The 18,916-nt window shown below is 69.5% G+C and carries 16 protein-coding genes; 3 read left to right on the top strand and 13 right to left on the bottom strand.

Annotated elements, in window-relative coordinates:
* Positions 1-172 precede the first annotated feature (172 nt).
* The 10 genes from OG285_RS28135 to OG285_RS28090 all read right to left on the bottom strand — a co-directional run bounded on the left by OG285_RS28135 (position 173) and on the right by OG285_RS28090 (position 9,786).
* Positions 173-508, bottom strand: a complete 336-nt coding sequence (locus OG285_RS28135) for an RNA polymerase-binding protein RbpA (protein ID WP_164263395.1) — start codon at positions 506-508, stop codon at positions 173-175.
* Between the two features lie 133 nt (positions 509-641).
* Positions 642-878: a preprotein translocase subunit SecG gene (secG, locus tag OG285_RS28130; RefSeq protein ID WP_343235085.1), complete on the bottom strand. Its 237-nt coding sequence runs from the start codon at positions 876-878 to the stop codon at positions 642-644.
* 105 nt (positions 879-983) lie between these two features.
* Positions 984-1,769, bottom strand: a complete 786-nt coding sequence (tpiA, locus tag OG285_RS28125) for a triose-phosphate isomerase (protein ID WP_356833441.1) — start codon at positions 1,767-1,769, stop codon at positions 984-986.
* A gap of 8 nt (positions 1,770-1,777) precedes the next feature.
* Positions 1,778-2,989, bottom strand: a complete 1,212-nt coding sequence (gene pgk / locus OG285_RS28120; protein ID WP_356833439.1) for a phosphoglycerate kinase — start codon at positions 2,987-2,989, stop codon at positions 1,778-1,780.
* A 108-nt stretch (positions 2,990-3,097) separates the two neighbouring features.
* Positions 3,098-4,102 carry a type I glyceraldehyde-3-phosphate dehydrogenase gene (gene gap / locus OG285_RS28115; RefSeq protein WP_266858128.1) on the bottom strand — a complete coding sequence of 335 codons (1,005 nt, stop codon included), beginning with the start codon at positions 4,100-4,102 and terminating at the stop codon, positions 3,098-3,100.
* Positions 4,103-4,386: 284 nt separating this feature from the next.
* Positions 4,387-5,376: a DNA-binding protein WhiA gene (gene whiA / locus OG285_RS28110; RefSeq protein ID WP_266858127.1), complete on the bottom strand. Its 990-nt coding sequence runs from the start codon at positions 5,374-5,376 to the stop codon at positions 4,387-4,389.
* A complete protein-coding gene (gene yvcK / locus OG285_RS28105) occupies positions 5,367-6,395 on the bottom strand; it encodes a uridine diphosphate-N-acetylglucosamine-binding protein YvcK (RefSeq protein WP_356833436.1) in 1,029 nt (342 codons plus the stop codon). Before yvcK ends, whiA begins: the two co-directional genes overlap by 10 nt.
* Entirely contained in the window at positions 6,392-7,336 is a 945-nt protein-coding gene (gene rapZ, locus OG285_RS28100; RefSeq protein ID WP_356833434.1) for an RNase adapter RapZ, read from the bottom strand. The genes yvcK and rapZ overlap by 4 nt, the downstream gene beginning before the upstream one ends.
* Entirely contained in the window at positions 7,329-9,308 is a 1,980-nt protein-coding gene (uvrC, locus tag OG285_RS28095) for an excinuclease ABC subunit UvrC (RefSeq protein ID WP_356833432.1), read from the bottom strand. The genes rapZ and uvrC overlap by 8 nt, the downstream gene beginning before the upstream one ends.
* 52 nt (positions 9,309-9,360) lie before the next feature.
* Positions 9,361-9,786: a Rieske (2Fe-2S) protein gene (locus tag OG285_RS28090; RefSeq protein ID WP_356833430.1), complete on the bottom strand. Its 426-nt coding sequence runs from the start codon at positions 9,784-9,786 to the stop codon at positions 9,361-9,363.
* Between the two features lie 123 nt (positions 9,787-9,909).
* Here OG285_RS28090 and OG285_RS28085 point away from each other — a divergent pair, with 123 nt between their 5' ends.
* Positions 9,910-10,827: a carbohydrate kinase gene (locus tag OG285_RS28085; protein WP_371792577.1), complete on the top strand. Its 918-nt coding sequence runs from the start codon at positions 9,910-9,912 to the stop codon at positions 10,825-10,827.
* A gap of 181 nt (positions 10,828-11,008) precedes the next feature.
* Here the strand turns inward: OG285_RS28085 and uvrA are convergent, their stop codons facing one another.
* Complete coding sequence (gene uvrA / locus OG285_RS28080) at positions 11,009-14,041, bottom strand: excinuclease ABC subunit UvrA (protein WP_371792576.1); 3,033 nt, start codon at positions 14,039-14,041, stop codon at positions 11,009-11,011.
* A 188-nt stretch (positions 14,042-14,229) separates the two neighbouring features.
* Here uvrA and OG285_RS28075 point away from each other — a divergent pair, with 188 nt between their 5' ends.
* Positions 14,230-14,853, top strand: coding sequence for a maleylpyruvate isomerase family mycothiol-dependent enzyme (locus OG285_RS28075; RefSeq protein ID WP_356833422.1), 624 nt, complete (start codon positions 14,230-14,232; stop codon positions 14,851-14,853).
* Positions 14,854-14,921: 68 nt separating this feature from the next.
* Entirely contained in the window at positions 14,922-15,578 is a 657-nt protein-coding gene (locus tag OG285_RS28070; protein WP_356833420.1) for an MBL fold metallo-hydrolase, read from the top strand.
* A 51-nt stretch (positions 15,579-15,629) separates the two neighbouring features.
* Here OG285_RS28070 and OG285_RS28065 read toward each other — a convergent pair whose 3' ends face one another.
* Positions 15,630-16,619, bottom strand: a complete 990-nt coding sequence (locus tag OG285_RS28065; RefSeq protein ID WP_356833418.1) for a TerC/Alx family metal homeostasis membrane protein — start codon at positions 16,617-16,619, stop codon at positions 15,630-15,632.
* Positions 16,620-16,915: 296 nt separating this feature from the next.
* Complete coding sequence (locus tag OG285_RS28060; RefSeq protein WP_371792575.1) at positions 16,916-18,850, bottom strand: TerD family protein; 1,935 nt, start codon at positions 18,848-18,850, stop codon at positions 16,916-16,918.
* Positions 18,851-18,916 lie beyond the last annotated feature (66 nt).

Here is an 18,916-nt window from a genome sequence, read left to right as displayed (position 1 = left end):
CCATTCTTCTCGTACCTGCGTACATGCCCCGCTGCCCGTCCAACCTAATTGATCCGGCGGACGAGTGCCGCGACCACCGCCCCCGGCTCACGGGCGGTCCCCACCACGGCCGGACGGGAGCTCTACGCAGTCCGGCCGGACACCCGAAGGGGTTCCGGCCGGAATTCACACTCTAGATCTCGCCCCGCAGCTTCGCGAGGGCCTCGGCGAGGATCGCCTCGCCGTCCTCGTCGCTGCGGCGCTCGCGCACGTAGGCAAGGTGCGTCTTGTACGGCTCGGTGCGCGGCGGGTCCGGGGGGTTGTCGCTGTCCTGACCGGCCGGGAACCCACAGCGCGGGCAGTCCCAGGTCTCGGGAACCTGCGCGTCGTGGGCGAAGCTAGGCTGCGTCTCGTGCCCGTTCGAGCACCAGAAGGAGATGCGGAGGCGCGGGGCGGACTCGCCCCGTTCGGCCTCCCCCATCGGCCCCGCTCCGACCCGGCTTCCCCGGATCGCGTTGCCACTTGCCACGGTCGTAACTCCCTGCGTGATGGTGCTCGAAGATGCCCCAGTCTACGTAAGGCCCAACGCGCGTCCAGTGATTGGAGTTACACCCCCGCACCGAAACGCGGGCAACACGCGGAGAGAACGTGGATACAGACAGTCAGTTCTTCAGCTTCATCAGCAGGCCGAGTACGACGATGCACGCGAACCAGCAGAGGCCGAGCACCACGGTGATGCGGTCGAGGTTGCGCTCGGCGACCGAGGAGCCACCGACGGACGACTGCATGCCGCCACCGAACATGTCGGAGAGGCCGCCGCCCTTCCCCTTGTGCATCAGCACCAGCAGCATCAGCAGCAGGCTGAAGACGATCAGGGCGATCGAGAACCCCAGAATCACGGCTGGACCAACTTCCTCGGAACTCAAAACGGACGAAGGGGCCGGACGGCTGCTGCCAGCCGTCTCGGCCCCGCAAGGGTACGACGGATCCGCGCTAGCGCATACTCACTGGTCGCGGAACCGGACGATCTTGACGAACTCGTCGGCGTCGAGGGCGGCGCCGCCGATGAGCGCACCGTCCACGTCGGGCTGCGCCATGATCGCGGCCACGTTGCCGGACTTGACGGAGCCGCCGTACTGGATGCGGACCTTGTCGGCCAGCTCCTGCGAGTACAGCTCGGCCAGCCGGCCGCGGATCGCCCCGCAGACCTCCTGGGCGTCCTCGGGAGTGGCGACCTCGCCGGTGCCGATGGCCCAGACCGGCTCGTACGCGATCACGATCGACTCGGCCTCGTCGGCCGGGATGTCCTTGAGCCCGCCGTCGAGCTGGCCCAGCGTGTACTCGACCTGCTGGCCGGCCTTGCGGACGTCCAGGCCCTCGCCGACACAGAGGATCGGGGTGATGCCGTGCTTGTAGGCCGCCTTGACCTTGGCGTTGCAGACCTCGTCGGTCTCGGCGTGGTACTGGCGGCGCTCGCTGTGCCCGACGGCCACATAGGCGCACTTCAGCTTGGCCAGCATCGGCCCGGAGACCTCACCGGTGTACGCGCCGGAGTCGTGCGCCGAGATGTCCTGGGCGCCGTACTTGATCTTCAGCTTGTCGCCGTCGACCAGGGTCTGGACGGAACGCAGGTCCACGAAGGGCGGCAGGACCGCCACCTCGACCGCGTCGTAGTCCTTGTCGGCGAGCGCGAAGGAGAGCTTCTGGACGTGCGCGATGGCCTCGAGGTGGTTGAGGTTCATCTTCCAGTTGCCCGCCATCAGCGGGGTGCGGGTGCTCTGATTTGTCATGAGGTTTGTCAGTTCTCCAGTGCGGCGAGGCCGGGAAGCGTCTTGCCTTCGAGGTATTCGAGGCTGGCGCCGCCACCGGTCGAGATGTGTCCGAACTTGTTCTCGTCGAAGCCCAGGATGCGTACCGCGGCGGCGGAGTCACCGCCGCCGACGACCGTGAAGGCCGGGCTGTCGAGGAGGGCCTGCGCGACGGCGCGGGTGCCGTCGGCGTAGTCGGGGTGCTCGAAGACGCCCATCGGGCCGTTCCAGAAGACGGTGGCCGCGTCGGCGAGCTTCGATGCGTAGAGCTTGTTGGTCTCGGGGCCGTTGTCCAGACCCATCTTCCCGGCCGGGATCGCGTCCGCGGGGACCGTCTCGGGGTGCGTCGGAGCCTTGGCCTTGAGGTCGGGGAACTCCGCGGAGACCACGACGTCGACCGGGAGCACGAACTCCACGCCCTTGGCCTTGGCGCGCTCCAGGTATTCGCGGACCACCGGGATCTGGTCCTCCTGGAGGAGCGAGCTGCCGACCTCGTGGCCCTGGGCCTTGAGGAAGGTGTACGCCATGCCGCCGCCGATGAGGATGCGGTCGGCCCGCTCCAGCAGGTGGTCGATGACGCCGAGCTTGTCGGAGACCTTGGCGCCGCCCAGGATCACGGCGTACGGGCGCTTGACGTCGGACGTCAGCTTCTTGAGGACGGCGACCTCGGTGGCGATGAGGTAGCCGGCGGCATGCGGCAGGCGCGCGGGGAGGTCGTAGACCGAGGCGTGCTTGCGGTGCACGGCGCCGAAGCCGTCGCCGACGTAGACATCGGCCAGCTCGGCGAGCCGGTCGGCGAAGGCGCCGCGCTCGGCGTCGTCCTTCGAGGTCTCACCGGCGTTGAAGCGGAGGTTCTCGATGACGGCGACCTGGCCGTCGGTGAGGGCGGCGACCGTGGCCTTCGCGGACTCACCGACCGTGTCGGTCGCGAACGCGACGTCGGCGCCGAGGAGTTCGCCGAGGCGGGCCGCCGCGGGAGCGAGCGAGAACGCCGGGTCCGGGGCGCCCTTCGGGCGGCCCAGGTGCGAGGCGACGACGACACGGGCGCCGGCCTCCGCGAGCTTGGCCACCGTCGGCTGGACGGCACGGATCCGGCCGTCGTCGGTGATGGTGGTGCCGGAGAGCGGCACATTGAGGTCGGCGCGGACGAATACCCGCTTGCCCGCGACCCCTTCAGCGAGAAGTTCGTCGATGGTCTTCATGGGTTCCTGGACTCCTTGGACGATCTGGACAGGCCACGGGGCCCGGACCGCGCTTCGTCGCGCAGTCCGGGCCCCGTGCTCACATTCGAGGTGCCTACCGGCCCGTGATCAGAGCTGGTTGCCGACGAAGACGGTCAGGTCGACCAGTCGGTTGGAGTAGCCCCACTCGTTGTCGTACCAGCCGATGACCTTGACGCTCTTGCCCTGGACCATGGTCAGGGAGGAGTCGAAGGTGCAGGACGCCGGCCAGTTGACGATGTCCGAGGAGACGATCGGGTCCTCGGTGTAGTCGAGGAGGCCCTTGAGCTGGCCCTCGGAGGCCTTCTGGAACGCGGCGTTGACCTCGTCCTTGGTGACCTCGCGCTCCAGCTCGATGACCAGGTCGGTCACGGAGCCGGTCGGGACCGGGACGCGCATCGCGATGCCGTCGAGCTTGCCCTCGAGCTCCGGGATGACCAGCGCGGTGGCCTTGGCGGCACCCGTGGTGGTCGGAATGATGTTCTCGGCGGCGGCGCGGGCGCGGCGCAGGTCCGAGTGCGGGTAGTCCAGGATGCGCTGGTCGTTGGTGTACGCGTGGACCGTCGTCATCATGCCCTTGACGATGCCGAAGTTCTCCAGGAGAACCTTGGCCATCGGCGCCACACAGTTGGTGGTGCAGGAGGCGTTGGAGATGACGTTGTGCTTCGCCGCGTCGTACTTGTCCTGGTTGACGCCCATCACGATGGTGATGTCCTCACCCTTGGCCGGAGCCGAGATGAGGACCTTCTTGGCGCCGCCGGCGATGTGCTTCTCGGCATCGGCCTTCTTCGTGAAGAAGCCGGTCGACTCGATCACGATGTCGACGCCCAGCTGACCCCAGGGGATGTCGGCCGGGTTGCGCTCGGACAGCACCTTGATGGTGTGGCCGTCAACGGTGATGGTGTCTGCGGTGTGCGTGACCTCGGCCTTGAGACGGCCCAGAATCGTGTCGTACTTCAGCAGATGCGCGGTGGTCGCGGTGTCACCCAGGTCGTTGACAGCCACGATCTCGATGTCAGCACCCTGCTCCAGCAGCGCGCGGAAGTAGTTACGACCGATGCGGCCAAAGCCGTTGATGCCTACGCGGATCGTCACGAACTCGATCTCCTCGTTGGTACGCCGGGTTTCGACGCCACGGCGAGATGTATGGGATGTCCCCGACCGCCTCCGACCCTACCTCTCGAAAGCCCCCAGGGTCATATCGAACAGGACCGTACGGAATTTCACATGCGGTACGGACACCCGTACCCACCAGTACATTCGCGGGCTCATACGACGGTGCCGGTACCCATATGGGCACCGGCACCGTCGGGTTGAACACCGGGTGAATGCGGGGGCGCGGGAATACGGCGCGGGATTCCGCCGGATTCCGCCGGTGCTCAGCCGACGAGGCTGTCGTCCATCTCCTCGGAAAGCGTGGACTCGGTACCGGGAATCCCCAGATCCTGTGCCCGCTTGTCGGCCATGGCGAGCAGCCGGCGGATCCGGCCCGCGACGGCGTCCTTGGTGAGCGGCGGGTCGGCGAGCGCGCCGAGCTCCTCCAGCGACGCCTGCTTGTGCTCCATGCGCAGCCGGCCGGCCGCCGCGAGGTGCTCGGGCACCTCGTCGGCGAGGATCTCCAGTGCGCGGCCCACCCGGGCCCCGGCGGCGACCGCGGCCCGTGCCGAGCGGCGGAGGTTGGCGTCGTCGAAGTTGGCGAGGCGGTTGGCGGTGGCGCGGACCTCACGGCGCATCCGCCGCTCCTCCCAGGCCAGCACGGACTCGTGTGCGCCGAGCCGGGTGAGCAGGGCGCCGATCGCGTCCCCGTCCCGGACGACGACCCGGTCCACACCGCGGACCTCACGGGCCTTCGAGGCGATCTGGAGCCTGCGTGCCGCGCCCACCAGGGCGAGCGCCGCCTCGGGTCCGGGGCAGGTCACCTCCAGTGAGGAGGAGCGACCGGGCTCGGTGAGCGAGCCGTGTGCCAGGAAGGCACCGCGCCAGGCCGCCTCGGCATCACAGGTGGCCCCCGAGACCACCTGCGGGGGCAGACCGCGGATCGGGCGGCCGCGGCCGTCGACCAGGCCGGTCTGGCGTGCCAGCTGGTCGCCTCCCGCCACGACGCGTACGACGTAGCGGCTGCCTCTGCGCAGCCCGCCGGGGGCCATCACGATCAGTTCGGAGTTGTGCCCGAAGATCTCCAGAATGTCCCGCTTGAGCCGGCGTGCCGCCATGGCGGTGTCCAGCTCCGCCTCGATCACAATCCGCCCGCTCACCAGGTGCAGCCCGCCGGCGAACCGAAGAATCGCCGAAACCTCCGCCTTCCTGCAGCAGGTCCGGGTGACGGGGAGCCGGGAGACTTCGTCCTTCACCGCTGCCGTCATCGCCATGGGCCGATCCTTCCATGCATCCGAAAAATACGGTCGTACGCGGCGGCCAGCAGCTCCCTGTCATGCGTAGGGGAGCCATCGGGCGAGGCCACGGGCGCCAGCTCGACCGCCGCACCGAGCCCTTTGGCGGCTTCGGCGAGACTCGCGCGGTCGGGCACGGCGGCCTCGTCGGCAAGCACCACGTCCAGGGCGAGTTTAGGGGCGTGTCGGGCCAAAACCTCCAAATGACGCTGCGGTGAGAAGCCATCGGTTTCACCGGGTTGCGGTGCGAGATTGAGCGAGAGCACCTTGCGGGCCTTCGTCTCGACCAGTGCGTCGAGCAGTTCGGGCACCAGCAGGTGCGGGATCACCGAGGAGAACCAGGAGCCGGGGCCGAGCACCACCCAGTCCGCGTCGAGGACCGCGGCGACGGCCTCCGGGACGGCCGGCGGGTCGTTCGGCACGAGGTGCACGGACTGCACCTCGCCCGGGGTGAGCGCGACCGTGGCCTGGCCGCGGACCGTGTCGATGTCGTCGGGGCGGTCCGGATCGTGGCCGCGTACGAGCGCCTGGAGCTCCAGCGGCACCGCGGACATCGGCAGCACTCTGCCGTGCGCGCCGAGCAGCTTGCCGACCAGGTCGAGCGCCTGCACATGGTCGCCGAGCTGCTCCCACAGGGCGACGATCAGCAGATTGCCGACCGCGTGCTCGTGCAGCTCGCCCTTGGACTGGAAGCGGTGCTGGATGACACGGGCCCAGGTCTGCCCCCAGTCGTCGTCCCCGCAGAGCGCGGCGAGCGCCTTGCGCAGATCCCCGGGCGGCAGCACGCCCAGCTCCTCGCGGAGCCGGCCGCTGGAGCCGCCGTCGTCGGCGACGGTGACCACGGCGGTCAGGTCCCCGGTGATGCGGCGCAGCGCGGCGAGCGAGGCGGAGAGCCCCATCCCGCCGCCCAGCGCGACGACCTTCGGCTGGGTGCCGCGCCTGATCCGGCCCGGTACCAGCCGTACCCGCCGCGGCTTGGCGGTGCTGCGGCCTGTCACTCGCGCCCCATGTCGCGGTGGACGAGCACCGTCTCGATCCCTTCCGACGCCAGCCGGGCGGCGAGCTTCTCGGACATCGCCACCGAGCGGTGCTTGCCGCCGGTACAGCCGACGGCGATGGTCACGTACCGCTTGCCCTCGCGCCGGTAGCCGGTGGCGATGATCTGGAGCAGTTCGCTGTACTGGTCGAGGAACTCCTTGGCACCCGGCTGGTTGAAGACGTACGCGGACACCTCCTCGTTGAGGCCGGTGAAGGGGCGCAGCTCGGGGACCCAGTGCGGGTTGGGCAGGAAGCGGCAGTCGACGACGAGGTCCGCGTCGACCGGGAGTCCGTACTTGTAGCCGAAGGACATCACGGTCGCCCGCAGCTCGGGCTCCTCGTCGCCGGCGAACTGGGCGTCCATCTTGGCCCGCAGCTCGTGCACGTTGAGGCTGGAGGTGTCGATCACCAGGTCGGCGTCACCGCGCAGCTCGCGCAGCAGGTCACGCTCGGCTGCGATGCCGTCGGTGATCCGGCCGTCCCCCTGGAGCGGGTGCGGTCTGCGGACGGATTCGAAGCGGCGCACCAGGGCGTCGTCGGAGGATTCCAGGAAGACGATCCGCCGGGTGACCTGCTTGGCGGCCAGGTCCGCGAGGGACTGGCGCAGGTTGTCGAAGAAGCGGCGGCCGCGGACGTCGACGACCACGGCGATACGGGCGACATTGCCCTGCGAGCGGGCGCCGAGCTCCACCATCGTGGGGATCAGGGCGGGCGGCAGGTTGTCGACCACGAACCAGCCCAGGTCCTCCAGGCACTTCGCCGCGGTGGAACGCCCGGCGCCGGACATCCCGGAGATGATCACCAGCTCCGGGATGGCCGCCTCTGTGGTCTCGGCCGGTGTACCCGCTCCCGCACTGCCCGTACTCACCTGTGCTCCGTCCCGTTCCTGCTCGTCACTCATGTGTGTCGCCCCCGTCGTCTTCCATGATCTCTCCTGTTGCCGTGTTCACGGCAGGTGCGGCCGGGGCCGCCTGTGCGAGCGCCGCGGCCACCGACTCGGCCGTCCTGCGGCCTATGCCGGGCACTTCGCAGATCTGTTCGATTGTGGCCTGTCTCAGCTTCTTGACCGAGCCGAAGTGCTTGATCAGGGCCTGTTTCCTGGTCTCGCCCAGACCGGCTACGGAGTCCAGCGGCCCCGCCCTGAAGCGCTTGGCCCGCTTGGCGCGCTGGTAGGTGATGGCGAAGCGGTGGGCCTCGTCACGCACCCGCTGGAGGAGGTAGAGCCCCTCGCTGGACCGGGGCAGGACCACCGGGTCGTCGTCCCCCGGGAGCCAGACCTCCTCCAGCCGCTTGGCCAGACCGCACACGGCGACGTCGTCGATGCCCAGCTCGTCCAGAGCGCGCTTCGCGGCCGCCACCTGGGGCTGGCCCCCGTCGACCACCACGAGCTGGGGCGGGTAGGCGAACCGCTTGGGCCGTCCGTCCTCCTCGACGGCCTCGGCGGTCTGCTCCTCGGTCCACTCCCCCGTCCGCTCCTTCTCCTGGAGATACCGCCGGAAGCGCCGGGTGATCACCTCGTGCATGGACCGGACGTCGTCCTGGCCCTCGAACCCCTTGATCTGGAAGCGGCGGTACTCCCCCTTGCGGACCAGCCCGTCCTCGAAGACCACCATCGAGGCCACCACGTCGTCGCCCTGGAGGTGCGAGATGTCGTAGCACTCGATCCGCAGCGGCGCGCTGTCGAGGCCGAGCGCGGCGGCGATCTCCTCCAGGGCCCGGGACCGGGTGGTCAGGTCGGACGCGCGCTTCGTCTTGTGCAGGACCAGCGCCTGCTGGGCATTGCGCTGGACGGTCGCCATCAGGTCCTTCTTGTCACCGCGCTGCGGGATGCGCAGCGAGACATGCGAACCACGGCGGTCCGTGAGCCACTGGGTGACGGCGTCGGCCTGCTCCGGCAGGGCCGGGACCAGCACCTCCTTGGGCACGCCCTCGCCCTTCTCGTCGCCGTACAGCTGCTGGAGCGCGTGCTCGACGAGACCGGAGGTCTCCACGGCCTCGACCTTGTCGGTCACCCAGCCGCGCTGGCCGCGGACCCGGCCGCCCCGGACGTGGAAGATCTGGACGGCGGCCTCCAGCTCGTCCTCCGCGACCGCGATCAGGTCGGCGTCGGTGGCGTCGTTGAAGACGACCGCGTTCTTCTCCAGGGCACGCTTGAGCGCCTCTATGTCGTCGCGGAGCCTGGCCGCCTTCTCGTACTCCATCTCCTCGGCCGCGTCCCGCATCTCCTGCTCGATACGGCGTATGTACGCGCCGGTGCGGCCGGCCATGAAGTCGCAGAACTCCTCGGCGAGTTCGCGGTGCTCCTCGGGGGTGACACGGCCGACACAGGGCGCCGAGCACTTGCCGATGTAGCCGAGCAGGCAGGGGCGGCCGATCTGCGCGGAGCGTTTGAACACCCCGGCGGAGCAGGTGCGTACGGGGAAGACGCGGAGCATCAGGTCGACGGTCTCGCGGATGGCCCAGGCATGGCCGTAGGGACCGAAGTAGCGCACGCCCTTCTTCTTGGGTCCGCGCATCACCTGTACCCGGGGGAACTTCTCGTTCAGCGTCACCGCGAGGGACGGATAGCTCTTGTCGTCGCGGTACTTGACGTTGAAACGGGGGTCGAATTCCTTGATCCAGGAATATTCGAGCTGGAGCGCCTCGACCTCGGTGGAGACCACCGTCCACTCCACGGACGCGGCCGTGGTGACCATCGTGCGGGTGCGCGGGTGGAGATTCGCGAGGTCCTGGAAGTACGAGGACAGGCGCGGGCGCAGGCTCTTCGCCTTCCCGACGTAGATCACCCGGTGGTGCTCGTCGCGGAATTTGTAGACCCCCGGGGAGTCGGGGATCTGTCCCGGCTTGGGGCGGTAACTGGAGGGGTCTGCCATGTCTCCCACCCTACTGGCGGTGACTGACAGCGCGGAGTCACCGCGGGCGGCGTCAGGCCTTCTTGTCGGGGCCCGCGATCAGCTTTCCGCCCACCACCTTGACCGGCACGTCGGCGAGCGGGCGGCCGGCGGGGCCCTGCAGCACCTTGCCGGTCGTGACGTCGAACCGGCTGCCGTGGCAGGGGCAGATGCCGACCTTGCCCTCGATCTTCTGCAGCGGGCAGTTCTGGTGGGTGCACCGTGACCAGAGCGCCTTGTACTCGTCGGCGCTCGGCCGGCTCACGAGCAGGAACTGGTCCCGGTAGTACTTGACCCCGCCGACCGGCACGGCGTCCGCCGCACCGAGGTCGACGGGCTTGTCAGGGCCCGACGAGGTGCTGCTGCCGCCGCCCGAACAGGCGGTGAGCCCGAGCCCGGCGGCGCCCGCCAGGGCGGCTCCCATGAGGACGGAACGGCGGGCGGGGGGCAGACCGGACATGGGAGGCTCCACGGTTCAGCAGGCATCGGCGACGGAACCGACCATACCGGTGGAGATCTCCGCCATCGCAGGCGGTGTTTGGGGCGTTTACGGGCCCGGGAACTTCGGCTACGTTCGGGATCTGTGATCACCGTCGCCGGAGAGTCCCTGATCGACCTGGTGCCGCAGAACGCCGCCGCGCCCGGTGAGCCGCTGCCCGCACTGCTGCCACGGCTGGGCGGCGGGCCCTACAACACGGCCGTCGCCCTCGGGCGGCTCGGCGCCCGGGTGGGCTTCTGCTCACGGGTGTCCACCGACGGCTTCGGAGAGGCACTGCTCGGCGGACTGCGGGCAGCCGGGGTGGACCTCTCCCTGGTGCAGCGCGGCCCGGAGCCGACGACACTCGCGGTGGCGGCGCTGGGCGCCGACGGTTCCGCGGGATACGGCTTCTACGCCGAGGGCAGCGCGGACCGGCTCTTCGAACTCCCGGAGCAACTGCCCTCCGAGGTACGGGCCTTGTCCCTGGGCACCTGTTCGCTGGTCCTCGAACCGGGCGCTAGCGCGTACGAGGCACTGCTCCGGCGGGAATCGGCGCGCGGGGTGTTCACCCTGCTCGACCCGAACATCAGGGCGGGGCTGATCCGGGACGGGGACGCCTACCGGAAGCGGTTCCGGGGCTGGCTGCCCGACGTCACCCTCCTGAAACTGTCGGAGGAGGACGCCCAGTGGCTCGGCGGTTCCCCGGAGGAGTGGCTGGCCGCGGGGCCGGAGGCGGTGGTGGTCACACACGGCGGTGACGGCCTGACCGTACGGACCAGGGCGGGCGGCGCGTACGCGGTCCCCGGCGAGGCGGTCGACGTGGTGGACACCATCGGCGCGGGCGACACGGTCAATGCGGCGCTGCTGCACGGCCTCGCGGAGCGGGACGCACTGTCGGCGGCGGCGACGGCCGCACTGTCCGGCGACGACTGGGCCCAGGTCCTGGGCTTCGCGGCCCGGGCGGCCGCGGTGACCTGCTCACGTACGGGCGCCCAGCCGCCGTACGCGGGAGAGCTGGCCTGACCTCCGGACCGGATGCCCCACCGGCCGGGGCCGCCGTGGCAGAGAACACCACGGGCGGACCCGGGCCCGGGCGCACGGCCACAGGGCCGTGCGCCGTCGTCGGCCCGTACCCGGTCACGACCCCGGCCCCGTCAAAGCGCCATGGCTCCCGGCTCAGCCACCGGCACGGTCACCGTCGCCGTCACGAAGCGCGGCGTGTTCGCGTCGCCTTCTTCGCCGCCGCCTTCTTCGCCGTGCTTCCCTTCGCCGCAGTGCCCTTCGGCGCCGGCTTCTCCACCGCCGCCTTCTTGGCCGCTGTCTTCTTGGCCGCTGTCTTCTTCACAGCGGCCTTCTTCGCCGGCGCCTTCCCGGACAGGGCCGCGTCGCTGATCCGGTCGCCGTCCAGGATGTCCCGGAGGAACTTCCCGGTGTGGCTGGCCGGGACCCCGGCGACCTGCTCCGGAGTGCCCTCCGCGATGACCAGGCCACCCCCGTTGCCGCCCTCGGGCCCCATGTCGACAACCCAGTCCGCAGTCTTGACGACATCCAGGTTGTGCTCGATGACGATGACCGTGTTGCCCTTGTCGACCAGGCCCGACAGCACGTTGATGAGCTTGCTGATGTCCTCGAAGTGCAGGCCCGTCGTCGGCTCGTCCAGGACGTAGACGGTGCGGCCGGTGGAGCGCTTCTGGAGCTCGCTCGCCAGCTTCACCCGCTGTGCCTCACCGCCCGACAGCGTCGGCGCGGACTGCCCGAGCCTGACATACCCGAGGCCCACCTCGTTGAGCGTGCGCAGGTGACGCGCGATCGTCGGGACGGCCTCGAAGAAGTCCAGGCCCTCCTCGATCGGCATGTCCAGGACCTCCGCGATGGACTTGCCCTTGTAGTGGACCTCAAGGGTCTCCCGGTTGTAGCGCGCGCCGTGGCAGACCTCGCACGGGACGTACACATCCGGCAGGAAGTTCATCTCGATCTTGATCGTGCCGTCGCCCGAGCAGTTCTCGCAGCGGCCGCCCTTGACGTTGAAGGAGAAGCGTCCCGGCAGATAGCCCCGGACCTTGGCCTCCATCGTTTCGGCGAAGAGCCGGCGCACATGGTCGAAGACCCCGGTGTACGTCGCCGGGTTGGACCGGGGGGTGCGGCCGATGGGCGACTGGTCGACGTGTACGACCTTGTCGACCAGGTCGTCGCCGTCGACCCGGGTGTGCCGGCCCGGCACCGTACGAGCGCCGTTGAGCTCGCGCGCCAGGTGTGTGTAGAGGATGTCGTTGACCAGGGTCGACTTGCCGGATCCGGAGACACCGGTGACCGCGGTCAGCACCCCCAGCGGGAAGGACACGTCGATGTCCTGGAGGTTGTTCTCCCGGGCACCGTGCACCGTCAGCTGCCGCCCCGGGTCCACGGGCCTGCGCAGGTCCGGGATCGGGATGGCCTTCTTGCCCGCCAGGTACTGGCCGGTCAGGGACTCCTTGTTGGTAAGGAGGTCCTTCAGCGACCCGGAGTGCACGACCTTGCCGCCGTGCTCACCCGCGCCGGGGCCGATGTCCACGACCCAGTCGGCGACCTTGATGGTGTCCTCGTCGTGTTCGACGACGATCAGGGTGTTGCCCATGTCACGCAGCCGGATGAGCGTCTCGATGAGGCGGTGGTTGTCGCGCTGGTGCAGGCCGATGGACGGCTCGTCCAGCACGTACAGCACCCCGACCAGGCCGGAACCGATCTGGGTGGCCAGCCTGATGCGCTGCGCCTCGCCGCCGGAGAGCGTGCCCGCCGCGCGGTTGAGCGAGAGGTAGTCGAGACCGACGTCGACCAGGAACTTCAGCCGTTCGTTGACCTCCTTGAGCACCCGCTCGGCGATCTTCTTGTCGCGGGCGTTGAGCTTCAGCCGGCCCAGGAAGTCCGCGCACTCGCTGATCGACATCGCGGCGACCTCGGCGATGGACTTCTCCATCACGGTGACCGCGAGGACGATCGGCTTCAGCCGGGTGCCCTCACAGGTCGGGCAGGGCACCTCGCGCATGTAGCCCTCGAAGCGCTCCCGGCTGGAGTCGCTCTCGGCCTCCGAGTGCCGCCGCTTGACGAAGGGCACCACGCCTTCGAAGGACGTCGTGTAGGCGCGCTCGCGCCCGTACCTGTTCCGGTAGCGGACCTCGATCTGGGTCTTGTGGCCGTGCAGCAGGGCCTTCTTCGCGCGCTGCGGGAGCCCGGCCCAGGGAATGTCCGTCCGGAATCCGAGCTCCTCGGAGAGCGCGCCGACCAGCCGGGCGAAGTACTCCTTGGTGTGGCCGAGCGACCACGGAGAGATCGCACCCTCGTCGAGTGACTTGTCCTCGTCCGGGATGATCAGCTCGGGGTCGACCTCCATCCGCGTCCCGATGCCGGTGCAGTCGGGGCAGGCGCCGAAGGGCGAGTTGAACGAGAAGGAGCGCGGCTCCAGCTCCTCGAAGGACAGGTCGTCGTACGCGCAGTAGAGGTGCTCGGAGTACATCCGCTCACGCTCGGGGTCGTCCGCGGGCAGGTCGACGAAGTCCAGGATGACCATGCCGCCGGCCAGCCCGAGGGCGGTCTCCACCGAGTCGGTGAGGCGGCGCTTGGCGCTGTCCTTGACCGTGAGGCGGTCGATGACCACCTCGATGGTGTGCTTCTCCTGCTTCTTCAGCTTGGGCGGCTCGGAGAGCTGGATCGTCTCGCCGTCCACCCGGGCACGGCTGTACCCCTTGGTCTGAAGGTCGGAGAAGAGGTCGACGAATTCACCCTTGCGCTCCCGCACGAGCGGCGAGAGCACCTGGAAGCGGCTGCCCTCGGGCAGTTCGAGGACCTTGTCGACGATGGCCTGCGGGGACTGGCGCGAGATGGGCCGGCCGCACTGGGGGCAGTGCGGCTTGCCGATGCGCGCGAAGAGCAGACGCAGGTAGTCGTAGACCTCGGTGATGGTGCCGACCGTCGAGCGCGGGTTGCGCGAGGTCGACTTCTGGTCGATGGAGACAGCGGGGGACAGACCCTCGATGAAGTCCACATCGGGCTTGTCCATCTGCCCGAGGAACTGCCGGGCGTACGAGGAGAGCGACTCGACATAGCGGCGCTGCCCCTCGGCGAAGATCGTGTCGAACGCGAGGGAGGACTTACCCGATCCGGAGAGCCCGGTGAAGACGATCAGGGAGTCACGCGGGAGGTCGATCGAGACGTTTTTGAGGTTGTGCTCGCGAGCGCCACGAACGATGAGACGGTCGGCCACGCCGGTCCGCACCTTTCTGAGAGAAGAAGCAGGGGCGGAGCCCCCTTCCCAGGGTATGGGGGGCGCCTCAGCGATGTCGGAAGATGGCTTGTTGGATGTCTCTCACGAGCCTATAGCACGCGCATTCGAATTACGGCCATCGGTAAACAGCTTCACTCGAAGGAGTGGAGGGGCCTATCGTCAGCTGCATGATCGATCACGCGCGCGACCTGAAATCCGTGGACGAGGCGACCGAACGGCTCCTGGCCGCGGTTGCCGGACTGGACAACGCCGCGGCCGCGGAACCGTCACGGCTTCCCGGCTGGTCCCGCGGTCACGTCCTCGCCCATCTCTCCCGTAACGCCGACGCGATCGGAAATGTTCTCGCCGGACTGCCGATGTACGCCTCCGCCGAGGTCCGCGACGCCGACATCGAGCGCGACGCACACCGCCCGCTCGCCGTACAGCTGGCCGATCTGCGCGAGAGCGCGGCCCGGTTCCGCGAGCGCACGGCGCTTCCCGCGGACTGGTCCCGCACCGTGACCCTCCGCAACGGCGTCACCGACACGGCCTCCCGCGTCCCCTTCCGGCGATGGGCCGAGATGGAGCTGCACCACGTCGATCTCGGTATCGGTTACGAGCTGGAGGACCTGTCCGCGGAGTTCACCGAGCGGGAGATCGCATTCCTGCGGGACCGCTTCGCCGCCGATCCCGCGGTGGCCGGTGTGACCGGACCTGCCCCAGCCCTGCTGGGCTGGCTCTCGGGCCGCGGTGACGGCAAGGTGCTGACGGTCCCGGGCGGTGGCGCGCTGCCGGTACTTCCCGGACTCTAGAGGGCCGTTCGCGATCCGTGCTCCGGTCCCGGGGTCCGGCGTACGCCCCTGGACCTAGACTCGGCACCATGACGTACAGCGGAGTGGTGAAGGTCGGCGGCGCGGCGGACGTACACGAGCTGACAGCACTGATGATCTCCAAGGTCGCAGTGGGTCCGATGAACAACAACGCGTATCTGCTGCGCTGCCGGGAGTCCGGTGCGCAGTTGCTGATCGACGCGGCGAACGACACCCCGACGCTGCTGCAGCTGATCGGCGCCGACTCCATCACCTCGGTGATCACCACCCACCGCCACGGCGACCACTGGCAGTCCTTGCAGGACGTGGTGGACGCAACGGGTGCCCGTACCTACGCGGGGCGGTACGACGCCGGTGGCATCCCGGTCGCCACCGACGTCCCCGTGGAGGACGGCGACACGATCTGGGTGGGCCGGGTCGGGCTCATGGCCCGCCGGCTGATCGGTCACACCCCGGGCTCGATCGCGCTCATCTACGACGACCCGCACGGCCACCCGCACATCTTCACCGGTGACTGCCTCTTCCCGGGCGGCGTCGGGAACACCCACGACGACCCAAAGGCCTTCACCAGCCTGCTCGACGGTGTCGAGGAGAAGCTCTTCGACCCGCTCTCCGACGAGAGCTGGGTCTATCCGGGGCACGGCCACGACACCACGCTGGGCGACGAGCGCCCGCACCTCGCGGAGTGGCGCGCCCGCGGCTGGTGAGCGACCCGTACCCGTACGTCTCCCCCGTCTTTCCCCGGATCACCTTGGCCGTCAGGCGCCGATGCTGTCCTTGTCCGACGCCTCGGCTGCCTCCGCCGCCGCCTGCTTCCTGTTGGCGAGGAGGCTGGTCACCGTGGTGATGATCAGCACGCCGCAGATGACCGCCAGCGAAACGGGGATGGAGATCTCCGGAACGGGCACCCCCGACTCGTGCAGCGCGTGCAGCAGCAGCTTGACGCCGATGAACCCGAGGATGACCGACAGCCCGTAGCTGAGGTGCACCAGCTTCTTCAGCAGGCCGCCTATGAGGAAGTACAGCTGGCGCAGCCCCATGAGGGCGAAGGCGTTGGCCGTGAAGACGATGTACGGGTCCTTGGTGAGGCCGAAGATCGCGGGGATGGAGTCCATCGCGAACAGCACGTCGGTGGTGCCGATGGCGAGCATCACGACCATCAGCGGCGTCATGATCCGCTTGCCGTTCTGCTGGATGAAGAGCTTGGTGCCGTGGTAGCGGTCGGCCACACCGAGACGCCGCTCGACCGACTTGAGGAGGCGGTTCTCCTCGAACTCCTCTTCCTCGTCGTCCGACCGCGCTTCCTTGATGAGCTTCCACGCGGTGTAGATCAGGAACGCGCCGAAGAGGAAGAAGACCCAGGAGAAGCCGGCGATGATCGCCGCACCCGCCGCGATGAAGACGGCACGCAGCACCAGGGCTATCAGGACACCGAACAGCAGCACCCGCTGCTGGAGGTGGGACGGCACCGAGAACTTCGCCATGATCAGGATGAAGACGAAGAGGTTGTCGACGCTCAGCGACTTCTCGGTGATGAAACCGGCGAAGAACTCGCCGGACGCCTGGCCACTGCCGAAGAGCAGCAGTCCGAGGCCGAAGAGGGCGGCCAGAGCGATCCAGACCACGGTCCAGACGCCGGCCTCCTTGACCGATACGTCATGGGGCTTGCGCCCGATCACGAAGTCGACCGCGATGAGGGCACCCAGACCAAGAATGGTCAGCGCCCACAGGGTCAGTGAAACGTCCATCACGCCTCCGGCGATTGCTACGGCTACTTGATCAGCGTCGTCGCTGCCGGAGGTCTCCTCCACCCGCACCGGACGGACCGGCACCTCGGGCCGGCGCCCCGGGACCTTGCAGGTCCGTACTGACGGGTGCGCCGCACTTGGGGAGTACTCCCCTCCGCACCAAGAACAGTACAGGGAGTACCAAGTAAAGGTAAAGGGATTGGTAAAGGGTAATTCAAACTCGCAGGTCAGCCGAGTTGGAGAATGGGAGACGCCGACGATCCGGGAGAGCCGGAAGAGCTGGGGGCCGATCGGGGTCAGGACCGGCGGGCAGCGGCGACCTGGTCCAGTACGTACCGCAGCACCTCACTGCCCGGCGGCGGCAGTGACGGCTCGAACGTCCAGGCATGCCCGACCCAGGGGTCGGCGAGGTGGTCGTCCGGCACCGGAGTGATGCGCAGAAGCGAACGCCACAGCGGATCGAGCACCGGACCGTACTCCCGGGCGTCCTCCCGGTCGGCGACCATCAGCAGATGGACACCGACCGCGGGCCCCTCGTCGGCCAGATAACGCAGGTGTGTGAGGGCTCGGTCATCGAAACCGTGCGGGAAGTCATTGACGATCAGCAGCTGCCCGGCCGTGTCCAGATCCGGCGGAAGGGAGTCGGCCGCACCCCCGCGAACCGCCATCTGCACCAGATCCACCCGCCGCACCAGCCGGGCGAGTACGTCGGCCACCCCCTGCGCGCCGGCCGCCGGTGGCGCGTCGAGCACCCCGGACCCGGTCAGCGGAGCCAGCGGCCCGGCGCCCGCGCCCGCCGGATCGATCACCTGCACGGTGAACTCCCCCGCCGGGTGGACGGCCAGCAGACGGGCGGCGTGGGCGACGGCGGTGTCCATGGCGCGCCTGCGCAGCGCGGCGGAGTCCAGTTCTGCCCCGGATCCGGGACGGCCGCTGTCGACCCAGAGGCCGCGCTCGAGCGGCAGCCGCACCAGCATCGGAATGTGCAGCTCGGGGCGGACCGGCAGGTGCAGATCACCGAGGCGCAGCGCCAGCGGAGCCTCCACCGGGACCCGGTACCCGTGCCAGACCGGGTGGTCCCAGCGGGCGAAGGCGGGGGCCAGGGCCGGCTCGACCACCCGGGACTCGGCGATGAGCTGGTCGAGGTCCCGGTCGAGCACTTCTCTTGCCTGAGCGGTCAGCCCGTCCCGCTTCTCCTGCGCCTGCCGCCGGGCTTCGCTGCCCGTGGGTCCGGTACGGCTGCGGGGGTCGGAGAGCGCCGCGTCGATCTCGCGCTCCAGCCGCGAGTCGGCGAAATCGACAGCGCTGCGGTAGGCGGCCGCCGTGCGGGCCAGGTCCTCGAACATGCCCCAGACCTGGTTGTACAGGCGCTCCTCCATGGACCAGCCGGTGGCGTCACCCGCGACGGGCCGGGGCCGCTCGCCGGGCCGGGGGCTGGGGACAGCCGGGGCCGGCGCCGGGCGCGTGGGGCGCTTCCGGCGCGGGTGCGTGTAGTCGACGGGGCCGCCCCCGGAACCGCCGGCTCCGGGGGCGCTCGGCGCCTCGTCGCCCACGAACTGCCGCGAGGGTGCCGCAGGGACGTCAGGACGGTCGTCGCGCGGTGGGCCGCCGGCACCCGGGCCGGGCCGTACCCGGTCGCCCTGTGGGGTACGCGGCGAGGCGGGCGCCACCGAGCGGGCCGCGCCGCCGACGGCCGCGGCCTGGATCTCGTCCGCGAGGTCCCGGGCGCCCGGCAGCCCCTGGTCACCGAGCAGGTCGGCGAGCCCGCCCGCGTACCCCTGGCCGACAGCGCGGACCTTCCAGGCCCCCTGCCTGCGGTAGAGCTCCAGGGCGACGACGGCCGACTCGGTGCCCAGTCCGGTGATGCTGTAGCTGACGACGTCCGCACCGGTCGGCCCGGTGACAGCGGTGAAGGGCGCGGCGACGGAGGCGAACGAGGTGGGACCGCCGGTGCCGGTGGGCAGAGCAAGCAGGACGCTCACCCGGTGCACAGCCTCCGGCAGCGCATTCAGATCCACCACGAGCCGGTGGTCCGCAGCCGCCTGCCGGGCCACTTCGAGGCCGGGCAGCCGCGGAGACCCGGGGTGGGCGACCCACTCCGCACCGCGGACCTTGCCCTGCACGTCGCTGAGCGTCGCACCGGCGAGCACCGGCTTCCCGGCCGAGACCCGGATTTCCAGTCGGTCCATGGGCAGGGGTTGATTCTGCCCCCGGACCAGCTCGGCCGTCATCGCGCGTGTCCCCTCGTCGCGGTGCAGTTGGTCGTCAGCTCGCGGTTCCGTCTGCCGGAACAGCCA

The organism is Streptomyces sp. NBC_01471 (genome assembly GCF_041438865.1).
In the GTDB taxonomy this organism is placed as follows: Bacteria; Actinomycetota; Actinomycetes; order Streptomycetales; family Streptomycetaceae; genus Streptomyces.
This window is presented reverse-complemented; position numbering and strand designations above follow the sequence as displayed.

Coding starts and splice junctions, on each gene's coding strand:
- tpiA (WP_356833441.1), bottom strand. CDS start 1,769: ATGACAAATCAGAGCACCCGCACCCCGCTGATGGCGGGCAACTGGAAG.
- pgk (WP_356833439.1), bottom strand. CDS start 2,989: ATGAAGACCATCGACGAACTTCTCGCTGAAGGGGTCGCGGGCAAGCGG.
- whiA (WP_266858127.1), bottom strand. CDS start 5,376: ATGGCGATGACGGCAGCGGTGAAGGACGAAGTCTCCCGGCTCCCCGTC.
- rapZ (WP_356833434.1), bottom strand. CDS start 7,336: ATGAGTGACGAGCAGGAACGGGACGGAGCACAGGTGAGTACGGGCAGT.
- uvrC (WP_356833432.1), bottom strand. CDS start 9,308: ATGGCAGACCCCTCCAGTTACCGCCCCAAGCCGGGACAGATCCCCGAC.
- OG285_RS28090 (WP_356833430.1), bottom strand. CDS start 9,786: ATGTCCGGTCTGCCCCCCGCCCGCCGTTCCGTCCTCATGGGAGCCGCC.
- OG285_RS28075 (WP_356833422.1), top strand. CDS start 14,230: ATGATCGATCACGCGCGCGACCTGAAATCCGTGGACGAGGCGACCGAA.
- OG285_RS28070 (WP_356833420.1), top strand. CDS start 14,922: ATGACGTACAGCGGAGTGGTGAAGGTCGGCGGCGCGGCGGACGTACAC.
- OG285_RS28065 (WP_356833418.1), bottom strand. CDS start 16,619: ATGGACGTTTCACTGACCCTGTGGGCGCTGACCATTCTTGGTCTGGGT.
- OG285_RS28060 (WP_371792575.1), bottom strand. CDS start 18,850: ATGACGGCCGAGCTGGTCCGGGGGCAGAATCAACCCCTGCCCATGGAC.